We start from the raw sequence: 26,171 nt of genomic DNA, 5'->3' as shown, positions 1-26,171 counted from the left end.
TATGTTACGCATTGCCGATAAGACGTTTGATTCACATCTGTTCACCGGTACGGGAAAATTTGCCTCATCGCAGTTGATGGTTGACGCGATTCGCGCCTCGGGTAGCCAGTTGGTAACGCTAGCGATGAAGCGGGTAGATTTACGTCAGCACAACGATGCCATTCTGGCGCCATTAGTTGAGGCGGGGGTTACGCTGCTGCCCAACACCTCCGGCGCCAAAACCGCCGAAGAAGCGATTTTTGCCGCTCAGTTAGCGCGTGAAGCGCTGGGAACCCACTGGCTGAAGCTGGAAATTCACCCCGATGCCCGCTGGCTGCTGCCGGATCCTATCGAAACGCTGAAAGCCGCCGAAGCATTGGTCAAACAAGGGTTTGTGGTACTGCCCTACTGTGGCGCCGACCCGGTGCTGTGCAAACGGCTGGAGGAAGTGGGCTGTGCGGCGGTGATGCCGCTTGGCGCGCCCATCGGCTCTAATCAGGGGCTGGAAACGCGCGCGATGCTGGAGATCATCATTCAGCAGGCCACCGTGCCGGTGGTGGTGGATGCCGGGATCGGTGTGCCGAGTCATGCCACTCAGGCGCTGGAGATGGGGGCCGATGCGGTATTGGTTAACACCGCCATTGCCGTGGCCGACGATCCGGTCATGATGGCCACGGCCTTCCGTCTGGCGGTTGAGGCGGGACTCCTGGCGCGTCAGGCAGTGCCGGGCAGTCGAAGCATGCAGGCGATCGCCACCAGCCCACTGACCGGTTTTCTGGAGGCGCTGGTATGAAAACCTTCACTGACCGCTGGCGGGAGCTGGAGTGGGATGACATCCGTCTACGCATCAACGGTAAAACCGCAGCCGACGTCGAACGGGCGCTTAACGCCTCAGCGCTTAACCGCGATGACCTGATGGCGCTTCTCTCCCCCGCCGCCGCCGACTACCTTGAACCGCTGGCGCAGCGGGCGCAGAAGCTGACCCGTCAGCGTTTTGGCAATACCGTCAGTTTTTACGTACCGCTGTATCTCTCCAACCTGTGCGCCAACGACTGCACCTACTGCGGCTTTTCCATGAGCAACCGCATCAAGCGTAAGACGCTGGATGAAGCTGAGATTGCCCGCGAGTGCGATGCCATTCGGGCTTTAGGGTTTGAACATCTGCTGTTGGTCACCGGTGAGCATCAGGGAAAAGTCGGGATGGACTATTTCCGCCGCCACTTGCCGGATATTCGCCGTCAGTTCGCTTCTCTGCACATGGAAGTTCAGCCGCTGTCCACCGAAGAGTACGGCGAGCTGAAAACGTTGGGGCTTGACGGAGTGATGGTGTATCAGGAGACCTATCACGAAGGCATGTACGCTCAGCATCACCTGAAAGGGAAAAAGCAGGATTTCTTCTGGCGTCTGGACACCCCGGACAGGCTGGGTCAGGCCGGTATCGATAAAATCGGGCTCGGCGCACTGATTGGGCTTTCGGATAGCTGGCGGGTAGACTGCTTTATGGTTGCCGAGCATCTGCTGTGGCTGCAGCAGCGCTACTGGCAAAGCCGCTATTCAATCTCGTTCCCGCGTCTGCGTCCATGCGCGGGCGGTATTGAGCCGGCTTCGCTGATGGATGAGCGCCAGCTGGTACAGGTGATTTGCGCCTTCCGGTTATTCTCTCCGGATACCGAACTGTCGCTCTCAACCCGCGAATCGCCGTGGTTCCGCGACCATGTGATCCCACTGGCCATCAACAACGTTAGCGCTTTCTCAAAAACGCAGCCCGGCGGCTATGCCGACGAGAGGCCTGAACTTGAGCAGTTTTCACCGCACGATGCGCGCACACCCGTTGAAGTGGCCAGCGCGTTAACGGCGCGTGGGCTGCAGCCGGTATGGAAAGATTGGGATAGCTGGCTGGGACGCACCTCGCAGCTCTAATGAAATTTCCGCAACGGCGATAAACCCTCTGGACAGCGCCTCGCAGAGGCGAGACACAGGCATTGTTCAACGGCACGCCACATTCTACGCTGCCCAGGTTGGCTATCTGAGCTGACCAGGGTAGCGCCTTCTTCCTCTGCTACCCTGCCCAATCACAAAGCAAAGAAACCATAAAAAGATCGCTGCTCTTCGCAATTTAATCTAACGGTGCAGATCACATACTCTTACCAAGGGTAATCACGTATAATTTTAAACGTGCGTTAAATATCCATAGCTATACCCGTAGACTATAATTTCCCTGCACAGACCGACGTTAGAAATTGCAGTGTTATACCCATCCTTCCTCTGCAATTTGTTCTCAGGAATGGAAACCATATGCAACATAGCGGCAGAAAACTATCTTTTACGGCACCAATCTTTATTAGTTTTGCGGGAATTATCCTGAGTTTCATTCTCATCGCCTCGCTTGTTACCGTTATCCAGCGCAACGATACCATCCGCGATTATCATAATATCAACCGCAATTTCACCCATAATCTTGCCGTTAACTACACCGAGTCCATTCTGCACGAGAATGATTACATCCTCGGCCGTGCCGCCACCTATTTAGCCCGTAACGACGAGTTAAATAACATCGTGAATATCAACCCCGATAAAGGGCTGCAAACCATGATGCAGCTACTGTCGATGATGCCGACCGTTTCATCCCTTTCCGTCGCCGATACGTCAGGCCACTATCTTCGGGCTCCGCAGGCGGTAGAGCGCCCCGACACCCATGCCTTCGATGCCACGAGCCGCCCTTGGTTTGTTCACCAGGGGGATGTTGGGATCTTCAGCCGCTACACTCAGCCCTATATTGATTTTTTCACCAAACAGCAGACCGTGACGCTGTCCAAACCGGTTATCTCTGCGGATGGAAAACTTAAGGGTACGCTGGCATTCCACTTCGATTTGTCCGCGATGAGCCATACCCTGCGTCAGATGAAATCGCCGGTGCCTGGGGAATTTTTTGTCGTCAATCGACAGGGCCAGGCACTGCTGCATCCCGATAGCGGTAAGCTTTTCCAAACCGTGGTCTCTGATAAGCTACTGACCGGCATGACGGCGGGTGAAGGGGAATTTTTCGATAAACCTAGCCAAACCTGGTACTACTATTACTCCTTTACCAATCCGGATTGGTTTGTCATCTATAAAGTCTCTGACGAAACCATGAGTCAGTTGGCGCAGCATGAGAGCATTATCGTCAGTTGGGGGTTTGCGCTGGCGGGAATCATCATCATTACCTTTGGTTTATACCTGCGTCATGCTTCTCGTGGCATCCTGATGAATATCATCAACGCCATTAAAACCGGCGACACCCGGCATGCACCGGGGATTGAAGTGATGCTGCATAAAGCGATTGAAACCAATAAGGAACGCGAACGCGCCTATGTCCGGCAGGCCACGGTAGATTCGCTCACCGGGTGCAAAAACCGCTGGGCGTTCGATACGGATATTTCTACGCTGATGAACGAACATCAGCCCTTCGCGCTAGCGCTCGTCGATATTGATAACTTCAAATCTATCAATGATACCTGGGGTCATCTTAGCGGTGATATCGTGCTGCGTAATGTTGCCCGTGAAGGCATCACTATTCTGCAAACGCATGGGCTTTCCCTTTACCGCTACGGCGGCGAGGAGTTCGCCATTATCTTTACCGCAGAGCACGTTGAACAGGCCGGCGCGCTGCTGGAGCTGTGGCGGATCAACGTCGCAAATCGTACCTGGCGTGAAGAAGGGCTGAACGTGACCTTCAGCGCCGGGTTGGGTGAATGGCATATGGAGACGCTGGAACATCTGGTCTCCAGCGTCGACGAAGCGCTTTATAAAGCCAAACGTCAGGGAAAAAACCGCATCTTGCGGACATCTATCACCTGAGTCTAAACGCTACCCACCGAAAACCCGCACAGCGGGTTTTTTGTCTTCCTTACCCGCAAAATGTAACCGGTTTCAGTTTTTTGCGGCGATCTTTGTGATGCCTTACACACATTCAGCGCAAAGCGGTTGTTGATCGTTTCAGCTCGCGATAAACATGATTCATCACGGTTCATGAGGGAGCATTATGAAGAATATCGTTTTATGCTGCGCTGCAGGAATGTCTACCAGTATGCTGGTTCAACGTATGAAGGATGCAGCCCAGAAAAAAGGCATTGAAGTCTCGATTAAAGCCGTACCGGTGGCCGAGTTTAAAGCCAATATTAACGACGCGGACATCGTTCTGCTCGGCCCACAGGTGAAGTATGAGCAGGCTAAACTGCAGGCTCTGGCCGATCCTCTCGGTAAAAAAGTCGCCGTCATCGACATGATGGATTACGGCATGATGAAAGGCGATGTCGTGCTTGAGAAAGCCCTTAAGTTAATGGAGTGAGATAGACGTGGAAGATTTAGAATCAATCATCATGGAACTGCTGGTGAATGCCGGTGCCGCTCGTAGTTCAGCATTGACCGCACTACAGCTTGCACGCAAAGGTGACTTCGAAGGCGCAGGCCAAGCAATGGAAGAGTCTCGCGAGTTTGTCAAACTGGCCCATGGTATCCAGACCCAGCTTATCGGCATTGACGAAGGCACGGGCAAACTGCCGGTGAATCTGATCACCGTTCATTCCCAGGATCACCTGATGAACGCGATGGTCATCCAGGATCTGGCGACCGATATGATTGAGCTGTACCGCCGCATTCCACTGGTTAGCTAATCCCACTGCCGTAAGAATGCAGAAGGCACCCTCAAGGGTGCCTTTTATTTTTTGGGCTTCCGGCCACGCTCGCGCGTTACTTTTTCTGCCGATGGCTACGGTAAGTATCCAGCACGACGGCAACCACGATAACAGCACCGGTAATCACCCGTTTGGTGGGTTCTGTTGCCCCAATCTGCGCCAGCCCCGCAGCCAACACGGATATAATCAGTGCGCCGAGGAAGGTGCAGATGACCGATCCTCGCCCCCCCATGAGGCTGGTTCCGCCAATGACGACCGCGGCAATCACCTGCAGCTCCATTCCAACACCGCCATTGGGATCAGCCGCTTCCAAACGTGCCACCTGAAATAATGATGCCAAACCGGCCAACGCCCCCATCAATGCAAAGACAACGACTTTGTAGGGTGCAGGATTGATACCCGACAGCCGCACGGCTTCCTCATTAGTCCCAATTCCAATGAGATGGCGGCCAAAGATAGTTCGGGTTAGCACCAGATGCCCGAGTAAAATCACCAGCACGGCGATAACAAATGACGGTGAGATACCGAAAATAATCGGGTCAGCCAGAAAATCAAAACTTGAGCCGATATAGGCGGTGCGGGAATCCGTCAGTTGGTACGCACTACCGCGCGCCATCTCCAGCATCCCCAACGAGACAATAAAGGTGGGAATGCGCCAGATAACTGAAATCAGCCCGGTCAGTGAACCCACCAGCGTTGCCGCGACAATACCGGACAGCGCAGCCAGCCATGGAGACCAGTGCAGATTAAGATAGGTCACGCTGACGACAGCCGCCGAAAGCGCCAGCACCGAGCCCACCGACAGGTCAATACCGGCAATAATCAGGACGAAAGTCATCCCAACCGACATCACCATCAGGTCAGGTATTTGGTTCGCAATCGTGCTGAAGGTATTCAGACTCAGGAAATGGTCGCTCAGAAACGAAAACAGTACGATCATCGCCAGCAGTGCGCCAATCAATCCCAGATAGCTGCTTAGCCCACGCCATGATGCACTCTGGCGCTTAACGGGCAGTGAAGTGTTACTCATCGTGTGAATTCCCTGTGGCATGTTGATAGCCAGAAAATGCGGCGGCCAGAATCGCATCCTGCGTCCAGCTATCGCGAGTAAAGGTCTCTACCAGCCTGCCGGCGGACAGCACCGCAATGCGATCGCAAATCAGCATCAGCTCTCTGAGATCGCTGGAGACCACAATGAGCCCTTTACCACTCTGCGTCAGTTCATTGAGCAGCAGGTAAATATCGCGCTTCGCGCCAACATCAATGCCGCGCGTCGGTTCATCAAAAAGAATGACGTCGCAGTTACGTTCCAACCAGCGGCTAATCAGCACCTTTTGCTGATTACCGCCCGATAGGCTCTCGACCGCAAATTCACTCCCCGAGGTGCGAATACCCAGCCGGGTAATGTATTTTTGCGCCAGCTGCTGCTCTTCATGAGCATTCAGCCACGAAAGCCGGCTGACTTTTTCGCTGTTACCCAGCGAGGTATTGGCCGCCACCGACTGGGGCAACATCAGCCCTTCTCCTTTACGGTCCTCCGTCACTAGCGCAATGCGATGGGCAATCGCGTCCGACGGCGTACGGATCGTCACGGGCTTTAACGGGTCACCCGCCAGCAACTGTCCGCTGTCGATACGATCGGCGCCAAAAATGGCGCGCATCAGCTCCGTACGTCCCGCACCGACCAGACCACTGATGCCCAAAACCTCGCCCCGGTGCAGGGTCAGGGAGATGTCCTGCAACACGTTGCCACGGGTAAAGTGCTCGACTTGCAGGATCGGATTTCCGCGACGACGGGCGCTAATATCGAGAGTGCTTTCCAGATCGCGCCCCACCATCAGTGACACCAACTGGTCGCTGGTGTAGCGCGTAATATCATCGGTACAGACCAGGTGACCATCGCGCAGCACCGTAATATCGTCAGCGATTTGCGCCAGCTCATCGAGCCGGTGGGAAATGTAAATCAGCGATACGCCGCGTTGTTTAAAGAGTTGAATTTGTTCAAACAGCAGCGCAACTTCACGGCTGGTGAGCATGGCGGTGGGTTCATCGAGAATCAAAATCCGGCTTTCGCCAATCAGGTTGCGGGCAATTTCTATCATCTGCTGATGGCCGATACCGAGATCCCCCACCAGCATATCCGGATCCAGCATCTGTAGGCCGACCGTGGCCATGACGGGATACGCCATCTCCCTCAGGCGCTTACGCTGGATCCACCCACCCCAGTTTGGCAACTGGTCGAGAAAAAGGTTTTCGGCAATGGTTAATGTTGGCAGAAGATTCAGCTCTTGCATCACCATGCGAATGCCGAGCTTTTCAGCCTCCTTACGGCTGGCGGGTGCATACGGCTGCCCGCGGTAAGTCATCGTACCGGTTGTGGGCGTAATCAGGCCGCCGATGATTTTGGACAGCGTGCTTTTTCCAGCGCCATTCTCCCCAGTCAGCGCCAGCACTTTCCCGGCGTACAGCGTGAGGTCGATATGCGACAGCACCGGTTCGTTGTAAGTTTTTCCGATGTCGGAGATGGTTAAGACTTGTTGGTATTCAGCCATTTCGCTCGCGCACCTGCTCGGTAGAGTCCCTATATAAAACCGGGGCCACCCTATGACCCCGGAGAGCCCGCTGCGAGTTACTGCTTCACAATCAGTTTGACCGGCGTCTCCACGCTACCGGAGAGTTCACTTTGTTTCTTCCCGGCTTTTAATGCATCCAGCGCGGTGTTGATCCCAAAGACCGCCTGCTGTGAAGCAAACTGATCCGCCGTCGCCAGCACGCGACCGTCCTGAAGCATCGGTTTAATCGCTTCGATGTTGTCATAGCCGACGACCTGCACCTGGCCACGTTTACCGGCTGCACGAATCGCCGAAACCGCCCCCAGCGCCATATTGTCGTTATCCGCCAGCAGCGCTTTTATATTGGGATATTCACTCAGCATGGCAGCGGCGATTGCGTTGGCGTTGTTCATTTCCCATTGGCCAGACTGTACGGAAACCACCTTCATACCACCGGCCGACATGGCATCCTGGAAGCCTAGGGTACGCTGCTGAGAGTTGGTGGACGTTGGAATCCCTTCGATAATGCCAACTTCATCGCCCGCCTTCAGGTGTTTCGCCAGATAATCACCGATATCTTTCGCCCCTTTGCGGTTATTCGGCCCCACAAAAGGCACGTTCAGACCTTTGTCTTTTAGCACGGCGGCATCGAATTGGTTGTCGATATTAATCACCAGAATGCCGGCATCCACGGCCTTTTTCACCACCGGTACCAGCGCTTTTGAATCGGACGGCGCGATAATGATGGCATCAGCTTTTGACACAATCATCTGTTCAACGATTTGGATCTGGCTCGAGGTATCGGTCTCATTTTTAATCCCGTTAGAGATCAAATCGAACTTATCGGCATTTTTCTTTTGATAATCTTTCGCGCCGTTTTCCATCGTCAGGAAAAACTCATTCGCCAGCGATTTCATCACTAACGCGACTTTAGGTTTATGCGGTTGAGACTCTGCAGCAAAAACAGGATTAACGATCGCTGCAGAAAGCGCCATCGCAGCGGCAGAACCAATGAAATAAGAAAAAACTTTTCTATTCATGATGTTATCCATTATTAGAGGTAGGGTTAGACGCAATACCCGATGCAGTATAGTCAAGCCCAAAGACGGTCAGAGTGAGGCACTGCACAATATTCCAGGGTCGAACCCGGCGGTGCTAAATAGGGTAGGAGGCAAAAAATACACAATAAAAAAGGCCAGTCATAAGACTGGCCTTTTCAACTTATCGCACTAACGTGAACGATTAGTCGTTATCAGAACCACCCAGACCTGCATTCAGCAGTTCTGCCAGGTTTGCAGAAGCTTCTTCTGCGCTAACCTGTGGTGCCGCAGGCAGTTCGCCCGCTGCACGACGGCGCATACGATCCTGGTGGTACGCATAACCGGTACCCGCTGGGATCAGACGACCAACGATAACGTTCTCTTTCAGGCCACGCAGTTCGTCGCGTTTACCCGCAACGGCTGCTTCGGTCAGGACACGAGTGGTCTCCTGGAACGATGCGGCAGAGATGAACGATTCGGTTGCCAGAGACGCTTTGGTGATACCCAGCAGGTCGCGGGAATACGTTGCCGCCACTTTGCCGTTCGCTTCCAGATCGCGGTTTGCAATCTTGACGCGGGAGTATTCAACCTGCTCGCCTTCCAGGAAGTCGGAGCTACCGGCATTCTCGATGGTCGCTTTACGCAGCATCTGACGAACGATAACTTCAATGTGCTTATCGTTAATCTTAACGCCTTGCAGACGGTATACGTCCTGTACTTCGTTGGTGATGTAACGCGTTACCGCGTGTACACCACGAAGACGCAGGATGTCGTGCGGCGCTTCTGGACCATCGGAAACAACGTCACCACGTTCTACACGTTCGCCTTCGAACACGTTGAGCTGACGCCATTTTGGAATCATCTCTTCGTATGGATCGCTACCGTCTAACGGAGTGATAACCAGGCGACGTTTACCTTTGGTTTCTTTACCGAAGGAAATGATACCGGTAATTTCCGCAAGGATTGCTGGCTCTTTCGGACGACGTGCTTCGAACAGATCCGCAACGCGTGGCAGACCACCGGTAATATCCTTGGTACCGCCGGATTCCTGAGGAACACGCGCCAGGGTATCACCCGCACTGATCTGAATACCATCTTCCAACTGAACAATCGCTTTACCCGGCAGGAAGTACTGAGCAGGCATATCGGTGCCTGGGATCAGAACGTCGTTACCGTTCGCATCAACGATTTTCAGTGCTGGACGCAGGTCTTTACCACCTGAGGTACGCTCAGCAGAATCCAGAATAACCAGAGAAGACAGACCGGTCAGCTCGTCGGTCTGACGAGTAATGGTCTGGCCGTCAATCATGTCGGTGAAGCGGAGGAAACCGCTCACTTCGGTGATAACTGGCATGGTGTGTGGATCCCAGTTTGCTACGGTTTCGCCGCCTGCAACCTGTTCGCCGTCACCTTTAGCCATAACGGAGCCGTAAGGCACTTTATAGCTTTCTTTGGTACGACCGAATTCGTCGATCAGTTTCAGCTCGGTGTTACGAGAAGTGATAACCAGTTTACCGCTGGAGTTCACAACCGACTTCGCGTTGCTGAGCTTGATGCTACCTTTGTTTTTCACCTGGATGCTGGATTCAGCAGCCGCACGAGATGCCGCACCACCGATGTGGAACGTACGCATCGTCAGCTGTGTACCTGGCTCACCGATGGACTGTGCCGCGATAACGCCGATAGCTTCACCTTTGTTGATGATGTGGCCACGCGCCAGGTCACGACCGTAGCAGTGCGCACATACACCAAAGTCGGTGTCACAGGATACAACGGAACGGACTTTGACGGAGTCAACGGAGTTCTCTTCCAGCAGGTCACACCACTGCTCGTGCAGCAGAGTGTTGCGTGGAACCAGAATGTCCGCCGTGCCCGGCTTCAGAACGTCTTCAGCAGTCACACGACCCAGTACGCGATCGCGCAGTGGCTCTTTAACATCACCACCCTCGATAACCGGGGTCATGGTGATGCCTTCCAGCGTGCCGCAGTCATCTTCGGTAACAACCAGATCCTGCGCAACGTCAACCAGACGACGCGTCAGATAACCGGAGTTAGCTGTTTTCAGTGCGGTATCCGCCAGACCTTTACGAGCACCGTGAGTAGAGATGAAGTACTGGAGTACGTTCAGACCTTCACGGAAGTTCGCGGTGATTGGCGTCTCGATGATGGAGCCATCTGGCTTCGCCATCAGACCACGCATACCTGCCAGCTGACGAATCTGTGCTGCGGAACCACGCGCACCGGAGTCGGCCATCATGTAGATGCTGTTGAAGGAAACCTGCTGCTCTTCGACGCCGTCACGGTTAATAACGGTTTCAGTTTGCAGGTTATCCATCATCGCTTTGGATACACGATCGTTCGCCGCTGCCCAGATATCGATAACTTTGTTATAGCGTTCGCCCGCGGTAACCAGACCAGACTGGAACTGCTCCTGGATCTCAGCAACTTCGGCTTCCGCTTCGCTGATGATTTCGTATTTCTTCTCTGGGATAACCATGTCGTCGATACCAACGGACGCACCTGAGCGCGCAGCGTAAGCAAAGCCGGTGTACATGGTCTGGTCAGCGAAGATTACGGTCGGCTTCAGGCCCAGAATGCGGTAACAGGTGTTCAGCATTTTGGAGATAGCTTTCTTGCCCAGCGCCTGGTTGACGATGGAGAAAGGCAGACCTTTCGGCACGATCATCCACAGAATCGCACGGCCAACGGTCGTGTCTTTCAGGCTGGTTGTCGCAACGAATTCGCCGTTTTCATCTTTTTCATATTCGGTGATACGCACTTTAACGCGCGCATGCAGAGAGGCCAGACCTGCGCGATAGATACGCTCAGCTTCTTTAGGGCCAGTCAGCACCATGCCTTCGCCTTTGGCGTTAACACAGTCACGGGTCATGTAGTACAGACCCAATACAACGTCCTGAGATGGAACGATGATTGGCTCGCCGTTCGCAGGTGACAGGATGTTGTTGGTAGACATCATCAGCGCACGCGCTTCCAGCTGGGCTTCCAGCGTCAGCGGTACGTGAACAGCCATCTGGTCACCATCGAAGTCGGCGTTATATGCCGCACAAACCAGCGGGTGCAGCTGAATAGCTTTACCTTCGATCAGTACTGGCTCAAACGCCTGGATGCCCAGACGGTGCAGTGTTGGTGCACGGTTCAGCATAACCGGGTGTTCGCGGATCACTTCGTCCAGGATATCCCAAACGACAGCTTCTTCACGCTCAACCATTTTCTTAGCGGCTTTGATGGTGGTGGCGAGGCCACGCAGTTCCAGCTTGCCGTAGATGAACGGTTTGAACAGCTCCAGAGCCATTTTCTTCGGCAGGCCGCACTGATGCAGACGCAGGTATGGACCTACGGTGATAACAGAACGACCGGAGTAGTCAACACGCTTACCGAGCAGGTTCTGACGGAAACGACCCTGTTTACCTTTGATCATATCGGCCAAAGATTTCAGAGGACGTTTGTTAGAACCGGTGATTGCACGACCGCGACGACCGTTATCCAGCAGGGCATCGACCGCTTCCTGCAGCATACGTTTTTCGTTACGTACGATGATGTCAGGTGCAGCCAGGTCCAGCAGGCGTTTCAGACGGTTGTTACGGTTAATGACGCGACGATACAGATCGTTCAGGTCAGAAGTCGCGAAACGACCACCATCCAGTGGAACCAGCGGACGCAGATCTGGCGGCAGAACCGGCAGAACGGTCAGGATCATCCACTCTGGCTTGTTGCCAGACTGTACGAACGCTTCCAGCAGTTTGATACGCTTGGTCAGCTTCTTACGCTTGGTTTCAGAGTTGGTTTCGTTCAGCTCTTCGCGCAGAGTTTCACACTCTTGCTCCAGATCCATGCTCTTCAGCAGGGCCTGGATAGCTTCCGCACCCATCTTCGCGTCGAATTCGTCACCGAACTCTTCCAGCGCGTCCAGATACTGCTCTTCAGTCAGGATCTGTTGACGTTCCAGATTGGTCATACCGCCTTCGATAACAACATAAGATTCGAAGTACAGTACGCGTTCGATATCACGCAGTGGCATATCGAGCAGCAGACCGATACGGGACGGCAGCGATTTCAGGAACCAGATGTGCGCAGTTGGACATGCCAGCTCGATGTGGCCCATGCGCTCACGACGCACTTTGGTCTGGGTCACTTCAACGCCGCACTTCTCACAGATCACACCACGGTGTTTCAGGCGCTTGTACTTACCGCACAGGCACTCGTAATCTTTTACTGGCCCAAAGATACGGGCGCAGAAAAGGCCGTCACGCTCAGGCTTGAACGTACGGTAGTTGATGGTTTCCGGCTTTTTAACTTCACCGAAAGACCATGAACGGATCATGTCTGGCGAGGCCAGAGCAATTTTGATCGCATCAAACTCTTCGGTTTTAGTCTGCGCTTTCAGAAACTTTAATAAATCTTTCACGGATTTGCTCCCGTCGGAGTTAGCACAATCTGGCGCCGGGTCTTACCCCGGCACCAGTGACCTGTTTGAGCGAGAGTTACTCGTCTTCCAGCTCGATGTTGATACCCAGGGAACGGATCTCTTTCAACAGTACGTTGAAGGATTCCGGCATGCCCGGTTCCATCTGATGGTTACCGTCTACGATGTTTTTATACATCTTAGTACGGCCGTTCACGTCATCAGACTTAACGGTGAGCATTTCCTGCAGGGTGTATGCTGCGCCATATGCTTCCAGCGCCCACACTTCCATCTCCCCGAAGCGCTGACCACCGAACTGTGCCTTACCACCCAGCGGCTGCTGAGTAACCAGGCTGTAAGAACCGGTAGAACGCGCATGCATCTTGTCATCAACCAGGTGGTTCAGTTTCAGCATGTACATGTAACCTACGGTTACCTGACGCTCAAACTGCTCACCGGTGCGACCGTCGAACAGGGTAATCTGACCAGAGGAAGGCAGACCGCCGAGTTGCAGCAACTCTTTAATTTCAGACTCTTTCGCACCATCGAACACTGGTGTCGCGATTGGCATACCCTTACGCAGGTTTTCTGCCAGACGCAGCACTTCGTCATCGCTGAAGGTGCTCAGGTCGACTTTCTGACGAACGTCGGTACCCAGATCGTAGGCACGCTGGATGAACTCGCGCAGTTTCGCGACTTCTTGCTGCTGTTTCAGCATGGCGTTGATCTTATCGCCGATACCTTTCGCAGCCATACCCAGGTGGGTTTCAAGGATCTGACCGATGTTCATACGCGATGGTACGCCCAGCGGGTTCAGTACGATATCTACCGGCGTACCGTTAGCATCGTGTGGCATATCTTCGATCGGGTTGATCTTGGAGATAACACCCTTGTTACCGTGACGACCTGCCATTTTGTCACCAGGCTGGATACGGCGTTTAACGGCCAGGTATACCTTAACAATCTTCAGCACGCCCGGTGCCAGATCGTCGCCTTGGGTGATTTTGCGGCGTTTCGCTTCGAGTTTTTTCTCAAACTCGTGCTTCAGTTCGTCGTACTGCTCAGCCAGCTGTTCCAGCTGATTTTGTTTCTCTTCGTCGGTCAGGCCGAGTTCCAGCCAGCGATCGCGAGGCAGTTTGTCGAGCTTGTCAGCTTCAACACCACCGGCAACCAGCACCGCGTAGATACGGCTAAACAGGCCAGCTTCGAGGATCTGCAGTTCTTCAGACAGGTCTTTTTTGGCCTGCTTCAGCTGCATCTCTTCGATTTCCAGCGCACGTTTGTCTTTTTCTACGCCATCGCGAGTAAAGACCTGAACGTCGATAACGGTACCGGAAACGCTATTCGGTACGCGCAGAGAAGAGTCTTTAACGTCAGACGCTTTCTCACCGAAGATTGCACGCAGCAGCTTCTCTTCTGGCGTCAGCTGGGTTTCACCTTTCGGCGTTACCTTACCAACCAGAATGTCGCCACCGGTCACTTCTGCACCGATGTAAACGATACCGGATTCATCCAGTTTGGAGAGCGCAGCTTCACCCACGTTCGGGATGTCAGCGGTGATCTCTTCTGGCCCCAGCTTGGTGTCACGGGACACACAGGCCAGTTCCTGAATGTGGATGGTGGTGAAACGGTCTTCCTGAACAACACGCTCGGATACGAGGATGGAGTCTTCGAAGTTGTAACCGTTCCATGGCATGAATGCCACGCGCATGTTCTGACCCAGCGCCAGCTCACCGAGGTCGGTAGATGGACCATCTGCCAGCACGTCACCGCGCTCGATTGGTTCACCCAGAGACACGCACGGCATCTGGTTAATACAGGTGTTCTGGTTAGAACGGGTGTATTTGGTCAGGTTATAAATGTCGATACCCGCTTCGCCCGGATACATCTCGTCTTCGTTAACTTTGATAACGATACGGGATGCGTCGACGTACTGAACGGTACCGCCACGCTTAGCAACAGCGGTAACACCGGAGTCAACGGCTACAGCACGTTCCATACCGGTACCAACCAGCGGCTTATCAGCACGCAGAGTTGGAACGGCCTGACGTTGCATGTTTGCACCCATCAATGCACGGTTGGCGTCATCGTGTTCCAGGAACGGGATCAGGGACGCACCGACGGAAACCACCTGCTGGGTGGATACGTCCATGTAGTCAACCTGGTCGCGGCTGAACAAGCTGGATTCGCCTTTGCTACGGCAAGTTACCAGGTCTTCTACAAAGTGGCCTTCGTCATCCAGGTTGGAGTTCGCCTGAGCGATGACGTAGTTACCTTCTTCGATAGCGGACAGGTAATGAATCTCGTCGGTTACCACACCGTCAGTCACTTTACGATACGGAGTCTCGAGGAAGCCGTATTCGTTAGTCTGTGCGTACACGGACAAGGAGTTGATCAGACCGATGTTTGGACCTTCAGGCGTTTCGATTGGACATACGCGACCGTAGTGAGTCGGGTGTACGTCTCGAACTTCAAAGCCTGCACGTTCACGGGTCAGACCGCCTGGGCCGAGGGCAGAGATACGACGTTTGTGCGTAATCTCAGACAGCGGGTTGTTCTGGTCCATAAACTGAGACAGTTGGCTGGAGCCAAAGAACTCTTTCACGGCTGCAGAAATCGGCTTGGCGTTGATCATATCCTGAGGCATCAGGGTATCCAGATCGCCCAGAGACAGACGCTCTTTCACCGCACGTTCTACACGCACCAGGCCAACGCGGAATTGGTTTTCCGCCATTTCGCCTACGGAACGGATACGACGGTTGCCGAGGTGGTCGATATCATCGACTTCGCCTTTACCGTTACGGATATCGATGAGCTTTTTCATCACTTCGATGATGTCTTCTTTGCTCAGGATACCGGAACCTTCGATTTCGTCGCGCAGCAGAGAACGGTTGAACTTCATACGACCGACCGCAGAGAGGTCATAACGGTCTTCAGAGAAGAACAGGTTCTCGAACAGGCTTTCTGCAGCTTCACGAGTCGGCGGCTCACCAGGGCGCATCATGCGGTAGATTTCTACCAGCGCGCTCAGGCGGTCGTTGGTTGGGTCGACACGGATAGTCTCAGAAATGTATGCGCCGTGGTCCAGATCGTTGGTGAACAGCGTCTCGATACGCTTGTGACCAGACTGGCTCAGCTTCGCCAGCAGATCCAGGCTCAGCTCCATGTTCGCTGCACAGATCAGCTCACCGGTGGATTCGTCAACGTAGTCTTTCGCCGCAACTTTACCCGCGATGTACTCAACTGGAACTTCGATATGCTTGATATCGTCTTTTTCCAGTTGGCGAATATGACGCGCAGTAATACGACGCGCTTTTTCTACGTAGATCTTGCCATTGGCTTCGATGTCGAAGGAGGCAGTCTCACCACGCAGGCGCTCTGGCACCAGTTCCATCTGCAGTTTGTTGTCACGAATTTCGAAGACAACTTTGTCAAAGAACAGGTCAAGGATCTGCTCAGTGGTGTACTGCAGTGCACGCAGGATGATGGTTGCAGGCAGTTTACGACGACGGTCGATACGGACAAACAGGTTGTCTTTCGGATCGAACTCGAAGTCCAGCCAGGAACCACGGTAAGGGATGATACGCGCGTTATACAGCACTTTACCCGAAGAGTGGGTTTTACCCTTATCGGAGTCAAAGAAGACGCCTGGGCTACGGTGCAGCTGAGAAACGATAACACGCTCAGTACCGTTGATAACAAAGGTACCGTTGTCGGTCATGAGCGGAATTTCGCCCATGTACACTTCTTGTTCTTTGATGTCTTTAACGGTGCCTTCCGGCGCTTCGCGCTCGTAGATCACCAGACGCAGTTTTACGCGCAGCGGTGCGGAGTAAGTCACGCCACGAATCTGACATTCCTGAACATCAAACACCGGTTCGCCCAGGCGGTAGCTGACGTATTGCAGCTCCGAATAACCGCTGTAGCTTTTAATCGGGAATACGGAACGGAAAGCTGCTTCCAGACCATACTGACCTTCAGGATCTTGCTCGATAAACTTCTGGAACGAGTCAAGCTGGATAGAAAGGAGATAAGGTATGTCCAGAACCTGCGGACGTTTACCAAAATCCTTACGAATACGTTTTTTCTCGGTATAGGAGTAAACCATAGGGTTCCTCAGCTCGCTGACAAGTCGACGCATCTGTCCATTGGCAGACAGTTTGTGCAACACTATTTTGTTGACCGGAAAATGGAACACTTTCCGCAATACCTGTTGCTATCACGCTTAAACCATTTCATTGCGATTTACACAGAGCGAGCACCCTGTCGCAATATATTAAGTCGTCGATAGAAACAGGCATTGTCAGGACAGCCAGCAGTCAAACAGTGTGAAACGCTACTGGCGCCTTACAGCGCAAAATGGCTGGTGACTAAAAAGTCACCAGCCATCGGCCTGATTTCTCAGGCTTCAACTAGAAAAGTTGGCTTATTTAACTTCAACTTCAGCGCCAGCTTCTTCCAGAGATTTTTTCAGTGCTTCAGCGTCATCTTTGCTCACGCCTTCTTTCAGAGCGGCTGGAGCAGATTCTACCAGGTCTTTAGCTTCTTTCAGACCCAGGCCAGTTGCGCCACGTACTGCTTTGATTACAGCAACTTTGTTAGCGCCAGCAGCTTTCAGAATTACGTCGAATTCAGTTTTTTCTTCAGCAGCTTCAGCCGGGCCAGCAGCTACAGCTACAGCAGCAGCAGCGGAAACACCGAATTTTTCTTCCATTGCAGAAATCAGTTCTACAACGTCCATTACGGACATAGCTGCAACTGCTTCAATGATTTGATCTTTAGTGATAGACATTTAAATTGTTCCTGAAAATCAGAATAAGTTTATACGTAAGCAAATACTTTACAAAGACAACTGCTATTAAGCAGCTTCTTTCGCATCGCGTACAGCAGCCAGAGTGCGAACCAGTTTGCCAGCCGAAGCTTCTTTCATGGTTGCCATCAGGCGTGCAATTGCTTCTTCGTAGGTTGGCAGTGTAGCCAGGCGATCGATTTGCGATGCCGGGATCAACTCACCTTCAAAGGCTGCGGCTTTGACCTCAAATTTTGCATTCGCTTTCGCGAACTCTTTGAACAGACGAGCAGCTGCGCCCGGGTGTTCCATAGAGTATGCAATCAGGGTCGGACCAACAAACGTGTCTTTCAGGCACTCGAACTGAGTACCTTCAACGACGCGGCGCAGCAGGGTGTTACGAACAACACGCATGTATACGCCAGCTTCACGACCTGCTTTACGCAGTTCAGTCATTTTGTCTACAGTTACGCCACGGGAATCCGCAACTACTGCAGACAGCGCGCCTTTGGCTACTTCGCTGACTTCAGCAACAATCGCTTGTTTGTCTTGAAGATTTAAAGCCATTAGCTTTGCTCCTGGATGTTTGCCGGAACTCATGTTCCGGAACTCACTTCACTCTCCCCAACGGAAAGAGCGTCTAAATACGGTGAGCAGAAACAAGCCAGAGTATTAAAAATAATCTTAGCGTTCTGTCACCGTCTACGCAGGGCATTAAGCTTCTTTCGAAACACCTGCGGTCTTCGACGGAGGCCTGGATAGGCCAGGCTCCAACGAACAAATCTTTTTATCTGCTAACTTTCGTTAACAAACGTGGGGGTAGAATTGTAGACAAATCCACCGCCCACGTAAAGCTAATCTTAGTTCGCCGCAGCGCTCAGACCAGCCTGATCTACAGCAACACCCGCACCCATGGTGGTGGAGATGCTAACTTTCTTGATGTACACGCCTTTCGCCTGAGTTGGTTTTGCTTTTTTCAGCGCAACCAGCAGAGATTCCAGGTTTTCTTTCAGTTTGTCAGCGTCAAAGTCCACTTTACCGATGGTGGTGTGGATGATGCCGTTTTTGTCGTTACGGTAACGAACCTGACCTGCTTTAGCATTCTTAACCGCTTCAGCAACGTTAGGAGTTACAGTACCAACTTTCGGGTTTGGCATCAGACCACGTGGGCCCAGAACCTGGCCCAGCTGGCCAACAACGCGCATTGCATCCGGGGAAGCAATAACAACGTCAAAGTTCATTTCGCCTTTCTTGATCAGGTCAGCCAGATCTTCCATACCTACCAGCTCTGCGCCAGCAGCTTTAGCTGCTTCAGCGTTAGGGCCCTGGGTAAATACAGCAACGCGAACTGAACGGCCAGTACCGTGCGGCAGTACAGTTGCACCACGTACGTTCTGGTCAGATTTACGAGCGTCGATGCCGAGGTTAACAGCAACGTCAACGCTTTCGTTGAATTTAGCAGTGGCCAGCTCTTTCAGCAGAGCAATGGCTTCGTTGATGTCGTACTGTTTAGTCGCATCAACTTTTTCACGGATCACGCGCATACGCTTGGTCAGTTTAGCCATTTCTTAATCCTCCACTACCAGGCCCATGGAACGTGCAGTACCTTCGATTGAGCGAGTCATCGCTTCAATGTCGGCGCCAGTCATGTCGGCAGCTTTGGTCTGCGCGATTTCCTGTACCTGAGCACGGGAAACTTTACCTACTTTGTCTTTGTTCGGCTTGCCGGAACCAGACTTAATACCAGCGGCTTTTTTCAGCAGAACTGCTGCTGGAGGCGTTTTGGTAACGAAGGTGAAAGAACGGTCAGCGTAAACGGTGATAACAACCGGAATTGGCAGACCTTTTTCGATGGAATCAGTTTTTGCGTTGAACGCTTTGCAGAATTCCATGATGTTCACGCCCTGCTGACCCAGTGCTGGACCAACCGGTGGACTTGGGTTCGCCATACCAGCTGCAACCTGCAGCTTAACGTAGGCTTGGACTTTCTTAGCCATTCTAAAATCCTCTAATTGGGTGATAGCGCCTCAAGGAGGCTCCCCGTGATAAAAATTCGTTTTACAGGCAGATGCCCATAAAAACAAAAGGCGCGAAATTGTATGCCAATTTCGCGCCTCGTGCAACGATTAAATCGATGCTTTTTTGATCGCCGTCTTACGCTTTCTCAACCTGAGCAAAGTCGAGTTCTACCGGGGTCGCACGACCGAAGATAGAAACAGAAACTTTCAGGCGGGACTTCTCGTAATCCACTTCTTCGACAACGCCGTTAAAGTCAGCGAATGGACCGTCGCTAACGCGAACCATTTCACCCGGTTCGAACATTGTTTTCGGACGCGGCTTATCACCCACCTGCTGCAGGCGGTTCATGATCGCATCAACTTCTTTGTCGCTGATAGGCGCTGGGCGGTCAGATGTACCACCGATAAAGCCCATCACGCGCGGAACGCTACGAACCAGGTGCCAGCTTGCATCGTTCATCACCATCTGAACGAGCACGTAGCCCGGGAAGAATTTGCGTTCGCTTTTACGACGCTGGCCGCCACGGATTTCGACAACTTCTTCGGTCGGAACCATGACTTCGCCAAACAGTTCTTCCATGTTTTGTAATTTGATATGCTCGCGCAGCGACGTGGCTACACGGCCTTCAAAACCGGAAAACGCCTGAACGACGTACCAACGCTTTTTAGGTGCTTCAGACATCTTAGAACCTCAGGCCAGTGATAAAGGATACCAGGCGAACCAGAATACCATCCAGTCCCCACAGGATCAGTGACATTACCGCAGTGACCGCAGCAACAATCAGCGTAGTGTGCAGCGTTTCCTGGCGAGTTGGCCAAATCACCTTACGAACTTCAGTTCTCGCTTCACGAGCAAACGCAACGGTCGCTTTGCCTTTCGTCGTCAACAGCGCGACACCACCCGCTGCAGCAATAATAATTACTACGGCCAGCGCACGCAGCGGCAGCATCATGTCACGATAAAGGTAGTTACCTACGATTGCTACGATCAGCAGTACGGCAACGGCTACCCACTTCATCGCTTCCAGGCCGCGCCCGCTCCCTTGAGCTTCGGTATTCGCACTCATAAACCAACCTGTCAGAAGTATTCTACAAACATTTCCACCCCGCGAGTGCGAGGCGATCCAAACCGAAATTGAGTTTCGGACTAAACGCCCTCTACAGAGCCTGTCTCAGCAATGATTATGGCAAAAATAATCACTGATGAGCCAGGTTCTGGTTCGACAGCGTATAAAAAGGGCATCAAATGATGCCCTTTTATTGCGCATTGCGTCAAATAATATCAGCAATTAGCTCATTACTTTGGCAACAACGCCAGCACCAACGGTACGGCCGCCTTCACGGATTGCGAAACGCAGACCGTCGTCCATCGCGATTGGGTGGATCAGGGTAACAACCATTTTGATGTTGTCGCCCGGCATTACCATCTCTACGCCTTCTGGCAGTTCGATGGTACCAGTCACGTCAGTAGTACGGAAGTAGAACTGTGGACGGTAGCCTTTGAAGAACGGAGTATGACGGCCGCCTTCGTCTTTGGACAGGATATAAACTTCAGATTCGAATTTGGTGTGCGGCTTGATGGAGCCTGGCTTAGCCAGAACCTGACCACGTTCGATTTCTTCACGTTTGATACCACGCAGCAGAACACCAACGTTCTCACCAGCACGGCCTTCGTCCAGCAGTTTGCGGAACATTTCAACGCCGGTACAGGTAGACTTAGCAGTGTCTTTGATACCCACGATTTCAACTTCTTCACCAACTTTGATGATACCGCGCTCTACACGACCGGTAACAACGGTACCACGACCGGAGATGGAGAATACGTCTTCGATTGGCAGCAGGAACGGCTTATCAATCGCACGCTCTGGTTCTGGGATGTAAGAATCCAGGAAGCCAGCCAGTTCGATGATTTTTGCTTCCCACTCAGCGTCGCCTTCCAGCGCTTTCAGCGCGGAACCACGAACGATAGGAGTGTCGTCGCCTGGGAAATCGTACTGAGACAGAAGTTCACGAACTTCCATTTCAACCAGTTCCAGCAGCTCTTCGTCATCAACCATGTCACATTTGTTCAGGAACACGATGATGTAAGGAACGCCTACCTGACGACCCAGCAGGATGTGCTCACGAGTCTGTGGCATAGGGCCATCAGTTGCAGCAACAACCAGGATCGCGCCATCCATCTGCGCAGCACCGGTGATCATGTTTTTAACATAGTCGGCGTGGCCTGGGCAGTCTACGTGTGCGTAGTGGCGAGTCGGGGTGTCATATTCAACGTGGGAAGTGTTGATGGTGATACCACGAGCTTTTTCTTCTGGTGCGTTATCGATCTGGTCGAAAGCACGAGCAGCACCGCCGTAGGTTTTAGCCAGTACGGTAGTGATTGCAGCGGTCAGGGTAGTTTTACCATGGTCAACGTGGCCGATAGTACCGACGTTGACGTGCGGTTTGGTACGTTCAAATTTTTCTTTAGACATCGATAGTCCCTCTAATACACGGATAAATCGGTGATATCACCACATCAACCAGACGATACGCCTGAACTGTTGAATGCATAATTTAAACAGAGAGAAACGGGAAGGAGAAGTGAAGTGGTGCTGATACCCAGAGTCGAACTGGGGACCTCACCCTTACCAAGGGTGCGCTCTACCAACTGAGCCATATCAGCACGTCTGGAGCGGGCAGCGGGAATCGAACCCGCATCATCAGCTTGGAAGGCTGAGGTAATAGCCATTATACGATGCCCGCATCCTGAAACTCGGCTACCCAGTTCTTTCTGTGCAAAAAAAAGAGATTTCTCTCTTTTCTTTGTTTGAGCTAGTTATCTTACCAACCAACTCTGGCTTCGCAATGCTTAGCCTGAAAGTGGTGGTGGGGGAAGGATTCGAACCTTCGAAGTCTGTGACGGCAGATTTACAGTCTGCTCCCTTTGGCCGCTCGGGAACCCCACCTGATGGTGCCGACTACCGGAATCGAACTGGTGACCTACTGATTACAAGTCAGTTGCTCTACCTACTGAGCTAAGTCGGCATCAAGTAGCGCGCATTCTATGGAGACCTGCGGCGACATGCAACTAAAAATTTGCATAAAATGTTCTATCGCTCATGTTTTGTGCGTTTGCGCGTAAAAACTCATCACCTTGCCAGTTTTATGACCAAAAATAGGATGATGAACCTGGCAATGCCCCGCTTATTACCTTCGGTGTACGACATAAGGAGGTACTAAATTGCCTATCCGGCGCTATTCTCTTTCTATATAGCTATCTCAATACGGAATCGATAGCCGAAGTCAGTGATAAAGAGCGGTGTTTTCTCACGAAAGCGCGACTGATTTGGATTTTTTCTTCTTTTTATCTTCCATCTGGTGTTAACCTCCTGCCCATTGTCCTGATTAACTTAATGTGAAGCGTCGCGTGAAATCCGCGCGGTAGCCAAAACATGCTTATGAATAAACAAGAGCAGACGTTAATGACACCTTACCTACAGTTCAATCGTAGCCAGTGGGCGGCGCTGCGTGATTCAGTGCCAATGACCCTGACCGAAGGGGAAATTACGCGCCTGAAAGGTATCAACGAAGATCTGTCACTGGAAGAAGTGGCCGAGATCTATTTGCCTTTATCACGTTTACTGAACTTCTATATTAGTTCTAACCTCCGTCGCCAGGCAGTTCTGGAGCAGTTCCTGGGAACGAATGGTCAGCGCATTCCTTATATCATTAGCATTGCTGGCAGCGTGGCGGTTGGAAAAAGCACCACCGCGCGTGTGCTGCAAGCATTACTTAGCCGCTGGCCTGAACATCGCCGCGTTGAGCTCATCACCACCGATGGTTTCTTGCACCCTAACGAAGTGCTGAAAGAGCGTGGCTTGATGAAGAAGAAGGGATTCCCCCAATCTTATGATATGCGCCGTCTGGTACAGTTCGTATCCGACCTGAAGTCTGGCGTACCTAATGTCACCGCCCCTGTATATTCCCATCTTATTTATGATGTGATCCCTGACGGTGATAAAACGGTTACCCATCCGGATATCTTAATACTTGAAGGGCTCAACGTTCTACAAAGTGGAATGGATTATCCTCATGACCCGCATCATGTATTCGTATCTGACTTTGTTGATTTCTCGATTTACGTTGACGCACCAGAAAAACTATTACAATCCTGGTATATAAATCGCTTCCTTAAATTCCGAGAGGGGGCCTTTACTGACCCTGATTCTTATTTCCATAACTATGCACAGCTTTCAAAAGAGGAAGCAGTGCATGTCGCGACCTCACTATGGAATGAGATTAACCTTAGGAATCTTAACGAAAACATCTTGCCGACGCGTGAAAGAGCCAGCTTAATCCTGACTAAAAGTGCGAATCATTCAGTAGAGCAAGTTCGTCTACGTAAATGATTATTTTGATATTAAAAAGGGAGCCTTGGCTCCCTTTTCTATTCCGCACTACGCAGTGAGATCTCACCACCAATCCAGGGTTTGATAATCCCATCCTGCTCAAGTAATAAGGCACCTTGCGTATCAATACCGCGGGAAATACCAAAGATCTCTTTATCGCCAATAATCAATTTGACCTGTCGGTTAATAAAGTTATCTAATTTATCCCAGCGCGCAAGATAAGGAGCCAAGCCCTCTTGCTCGAACAGATATAATGCATCATGCAATTCGTTAATCAAACGAGCAGCCAGAATATTACGATCAATCACAATTCCCGCTTCCTGCAGGTTAATCCACCCCTGATTAATCACGTCATTCTCAGCCCTGCGCATCACCAGATTGATGCCTGCACCAATAACAATTTGCGCTGCATCGCCCGTTTTCCCCGTCAGTTCGACCAGGATCCCTGCCAGCTTACGATCGTTGAGATACAGGTCATTCGGCCATTTCACACGAACTTTATCAGCCCCCAGACTTTGTAAGACTTCAGCCATCACAATCCCGATAACGAGGCTAAGGCCGATCGCGGCTGCCGGCCCTTGTTCGAGGCGCCAGAACATGGAGAGATACAGATTCGCGCCAAATGGTGAGAACCATTTTCGCCCGCGCCGGCCACGACCCGCCTGCTGGTATTCGGCCACACAGGCATCGCCAGACTGTAGTTCACTCATTCTATCCAGTAGATACTGATTGGTTGAGTCGATAACCGGCAGAACCGCAACGTTACCGTGCTTTACCGCATGACGTATACGTTCCACATCCAGTAACTGGATAGGTTCAGGTAAGCAGTAACCTTTTCCGGGAACCGTAAAAACATCGACACCCCAGTCCCTTAACGTCTGCATGTGCTTATTGATAGCCGCGCGGCTCATACCTAATTGTTCACCCAGCTGTTCGCCAGAATGAAAATCGCCATCTGCTAACAGGGAAATAAGCGTTAATGGCACCGTGTTGTCTTTCATTTAATTACCTCAACCGCGCTGACTTCACCCTTCTGGCTGATGAACCGAACCTCGGGCTCCAGCCAAACGTTAAATTTGTCACCAACCTGCTGGCGAACGTGATGGGCGAGCTGCACAACATCACGACTCTGCGCATGATCGACATTTATCAAAACCAATGCCTGCTGCTGATGAACGGCAGCGCCACCTTCGGCGTGCCCTTTCAAATGGCATTGATCGATAAGCCATCCAGCCGCCAATTTTACGCTGCCATCGGCCTGTGGGTAATGTGGTGCGTTAGGGAAATTTGCCAGCAATGTTGCGGCGTACTCAGCGCTAACAACGGGATTTTTAAAGAAGCTGCCCGCATTGCCGTTCACTTTCGGATCGGGCAATTTCGTCATCCGCATATGGCATACCGAGTCAAACACATCACGCGGCGTAACCGTTTGAGGATCCAGCCGGGTAAGATCGCCATAGGTCAGAACCGGTTTCCACTCTTTTACCAATCGGAAACCAACAGCCACAATCACAAAGCGATCCTGATAGGCATGCTTAAAGATGCTATCGCGGTAGCCAAATTGGCATTGTGCCGCTGAGAGACGCTGATGCTCCCCAGTAGCCAGTTCAATACAGTCAACATATTCGCAAACATGCTGCAGTTCAACGCCATAGGCGCCGATGTTTTGAATTGGGGAAGAACCCGCACAACCGGGGATCAGTGCAAGATTCTCCAGACCTGGCATGTTGTTTTCTAACGCAAAACGCACCAGCTGATGCCAGTTTTCGCCAGCCCCTACGTGCAAATGCCATGCATCCGCCGTTTCACTAACCGTAATGCCCTTGATTCGGTTAAGGATCACCGTACCAGAATAGTCTTCCAGAAAAAGTACATTACTGCCTTCACCCAGAATCAAAACTGGCAGCCCTTCACGGGTCGATGTCTGCCAGGCGCTTAGTAATTGTTGTTCATTTTCAGCGCATACGATGTGTTTTGCACAGTGGTCAATGCCGAAGGTATTCCAGGGTTTCAAGGAGTGGGTCATGGTTGCTTTCCTGATGCTATATCGACGGTAGTTTACCGTATCTGTAGCGGGAAGGCTTGCGGTTATATCGCGGGGAAAAGTGGCCGGAACTTGCCAGTAATCGTTCTTTTTTCTGACGTACAGACGCAAAAAAGCCCATCCGTCAGGATGGGCTTCTTCACTTATTTGATGCCTGGCAGTTCCCTACTCTCGCATGGGGAGACCCCACACTACCATCGGCGCTACGGCGTTTCACTTCTGAGTTCGGCATGGGGTCAGGTGGGACCACCGCGCTGTTGCC

Annotated in this window: 20 protein-coding genes, 4 tRNA genes and 1 rRNA gene; 6 read left to right on the top strand and 19 right to left on the bottom strand. The window is 52.1% G+C overall.

Translation table 11 applies throughout. From position 1 onward, the window contains the following. Position 1: 1 nt before the first annotated feature. The 5 genes from thiG to KCR01S_RS19450 all read left to right on the top strand — a co-directional run bounded on the left by thiG (position 2) and on the right by KCR01S_RS19450 (position 4,631). Positions 2-772: a thiazole synthase gene (thiG, locus tag KCR01S_RS19470; protein WP_061284704.1), complete on the top strand. Its 771-nt coding sequence runs from the start codon at positions 2-4 to the stop codon at positions 770-772. Continuing rightward, complete coding sequence (thiH, locus tag KCR01S_RS19465; RefSeq protein ID WP_061284703.1) at positions 769-1,899, top strand: 2-iminoacetate synthase ThiH; 1,131 nt, start codon at positions 769-771, stop codon at positions 1,897-1,899. Before thiG ends, thiH begins: the two co-directional genes overlap by 4 nt. 375 nt (positions 1,900-2,274) lie before the next feature. After that, complete coding sequence (locus tag KCR01S_RS19460) at positions 2,275-3,816, top strand: sensor domain-containing diguanylate cyclase (RefSeq protein ID WP_061284702.1); 1,542 nt, start codon at positions 2,275-2,277, stop codon at positions 3,814-3,816. Between the two features lie 184 nt (positions 3,817-4,000). Then, complete coding sequence (locus tag KCR01S_RS19455; protein WP_035895906.1) at positions 4,001-4,306, top strand: PTS sugar transporter subunit IIB; 306 nt, start codon at positions 4,001-4,003, stop codon at positions 4,304-4,306. Between the two features lie 7 nt (positions 4,307-4,313). After that, positions 4,314-4,631 carry a PTS lactose/cellobiose transporter subunit IIA gene (locus KCR01S_RS19450; RefSeq protein WP_061284701.1) on the top strand — a complete coding sequence of 106 codons (318 nt, stop codon included), beginning with the start codon at positions 4,314-4,316 and terminating at the stop codon, positions 4,629-4,631. 76 nt (positions 4,632-4,707) lie between these two features. On the opposite strand, the gene KCR01S_RS19445 is transcribed toward KCR01S_RS19450, so the two are convergent. The 16 genes from KCR01S_RS19445 to KCR01S_RS19370 form a co-directional block, all read right to left on the bottom strand. After that, the gene (locus KCR01S_RS19445) at positions 4,708-5,682 is read right to left on the bottom strand and encodes an ABC transporter permease (RefSeq protein ID WP_061284700.1); all 975 of its coding nucleotides are present in this window, start codon (positions 5,680-5,682) and stop codon (positions 4,708-4,710) included. Next, entirely contained in the window at positions 5,675-7,204 is a 1,530-nt protein-coding gene (locus tag KCR01S_RS19440) for a sugar ABC transporter ATP-binding protein (protein WP_061284699.1), read from the bottom strand. The genes KCR01S_RS19445 and KCR01S_RS19440 overlap by 8 nt, the downstream gene beginning before the upstream one ends. 77 nt (positions 7,205-7,281) lie before the next feature. Continuing rightward, a complete protein-coding gene (locus tag KCR01S_RS19435) occupies positions 7,282-8,244 on the bottom strand; it encodes a sugar ABC transporter substrate-binding protein (RefSeq protein ID WP_112202296.1) in 963 nt (320 codons plus the stop codon). A gap of 202 nt (positions 8,245-8,446) precedes the next feature. Next, complete coding sequence (gene rpoC, locus KCR01S_RS19430) at positions 8,447-12,670, bottom strand: DNA-directed RNA polymerase subunit beta' (protein WP_061284697.1); 4,224 nt, start codon at positions 12,668-12,670, stop codon at positions 8,447-8,449. A gap of 76 nt (positions 12,671-12,746) precedes the next feature. Next, positions 12,747-16,775: a DNA-directed RNA polymerase subunit beta gene (gene rpoB, locus KCR01S_RS19425; protein WP_052285351.1), complete on the bottom strand. Its 4,029-nt coding sequence runs from the start codon at positions 16,773-16,775 to the stop codon at positions 12,747-12,749. Between the two features lie 318 nt (positions 16,776-17,093). Continuing rightward, on the bottom strand, positions 17,094-17,459 hold the full coding sequence (rplL, locus tag KCR01S_RS19420; RefSeq protein ID WP_006176746.1) for a 50S ribosomal protein L7/L12: 366 nt from the start codon (positions 17,457-17,459) through the stop codon (positions 17,094-17,096). 66 nt (positions 17,460-17,525) lie between these two features. Next, on the bottom strand, positions 17,526-18,023 hold the full coding sequence (gene rplJ, locus KCR01S_RS19415) for a 50S ribosomal protein L10 (RefSeq protein ID WP_001207203.1): 498 nt from the start codon (positions 18,021-18,023) through the stop codon (positions 17,526-17,528). 293 nt (positions 18,024-18,316) lie between these two features. Next, positions 18,317-19,021: a 50S ribosomal protein L1 gene (rplA, locus tag KCR01S_RS19410; RefSeq protein WP_052285353.1), complete on the bottom strand. Its 705-nt coding sequence runs from the start codon at positions 19,019-19,021 to the stop codon at positions 18,317-18,319. Between the two features lie 3 nt (positions 19,022-19,024). Further along, the gene (gene rplK / locus KCR01S_RS19405) at positions 19,025-19,453 is read right to left on the bottom strand and encodes a 50S ribosomal protein L11 (RefSeq protein WP_052285354.1); all 429 of its coding nucleotides are present in this window, start codon (positions 19,451-19,453) and stop codon (positions 19,025-19,027) included. A 157-nt stretch (positions 19,454-19,610) separates the two neighbouring features. Further along, on the bottom strand, positions 19,611-20,156 hold the full coding sequence (gene nusG / locus KCR01S_RS19400; RefSeq protein WP_052285355.1) for a transcription termination/antitermination protein NusG: 546 nt from the start codon (positions 20,154-20,156) through the stop codon (positions 19,611-19,613). 1 nt (position 20,157) lies between these two features. Continuing rightward, positions 20,158-20,541, bottom strand: a complete 384-nt coding sequence (gene secE, locus KCR01S_RS19395) for a preprotein translocase subunit SecE (RefSeq protein WP_035895925.1) — start codon at positions 20,539-20,541, stop codon at positions 20,158-20,160. A 222-nt stretch (positions 20,542-20,763) separates the two neighbouring features. Further along, a complete protein-coding gene (tuf, locus tag KCR01S_RS19390) occupies positions 20,764-21,948 on the bottom strand; it encodes an elongation factor Tu (protein WP_047407352.1) in 1,185 nt (394 codons plus the stop codon). 115 nt (positions 21,949-22,063) lie between these two features. Beyond that, positions 22,064-22,139, bottom strand: a tRNA-Thr gene (locus KCR01S_RS19385). A gap of 5 nt (positions 22,140-22,144) precedes the next feature. Further along, positions 22,145-22,219 (bottom strand) — tRNA-Gly (locus tag KCR01S_RS19380). 118 nt (positions 22,220-22,337) lie between these two features. Further along, positions 22,338-22,422, bottom strand: a tRNA-Tyr gene (locus tag KCR01S_RS19375). 3 nt (positions 22,423-22,425) lie between these two features. Continuing rightward, positions 22,426-22,501, bottom strand: a tRNA-Thr gene (locus tag KCR01S_RS19370). 413 nt (positions 22,502-22,914) lie between these two features. On the opposite strand from KCR01S_RS19370, the gene coaA reads away from it, so the two are divergent. Next, on the top strand, positions 22,915-23,865 hold the full coding sequence (gene coaA, locus KCR01S_RS19365; RefSeq protein WP_061284721.1) for a type I pantothenate kinase: 951 nt from the start codon (positions 22,915-22,917) through the stop codon (positions 23,863-23,865). A gap of 38 nt (positions 23,866-23,903) precedes the next feature. Here coaA and birA read toward each other — a convergent pair whose 3' ends face one another. The 3 genes from birA to rrf all read right to left on the bottom strand — a co-directional run. Then, positions 23,904-24,866 carry a bifunctional biotin--[acetyl-CoA-carboxylase] ligase/biotin operon repressor BirA gene (gene birA, locus KCR01S_RS19360; RefSeq protein ID WP_061284696.1) on the bottom strand — a complete coding sequence of 321 codons (963 nt, stop codon included), beginning with the start codon at positions 24,864-24,866 and terminating at the stop codon, positions 23,904-23,906. After that, positions 24,863-25,891 carry a UDP-N-acetylmuramate dehydrogenase gene (gene murB / locus KCR01S_RS19355; RefSeq protein WP_061284695.1) on the bottom strand — a complete coding sequence of 343 codons (1,029 nt, stop codon included), beginning with the start codon at positions 25,889-25,891 and terminating at the stop codon, positions 24,863-24,865. The genes birA and murB overlap by 4 nt, the downstream gene beginning before the upstream one ends. A gap of 170 nt (positions 25,892-26,061) precedes the next feature. Further along, positions 26,062-26,171, bottom strand: a 5S ribosomal RNA gene (rrf, locus tag KCR01S_RS19350); the annotation flags it as partial.

The organism is Kluyvera cryocrescens NBRC 102467, from assembly GCF_001571285.1.
In the GTDB taxonomy this organism is placed as follows: domain Bacteria; phylum Pseudomonadota; class Gammaproteobacteria; order Enterobacterales; family Enterobacteriaceae; genus Kluyvera; species Kluyvera cryocrescens.
This window is presented reverse-complemented; position numbering and strand designations above follow the sequence as displayed.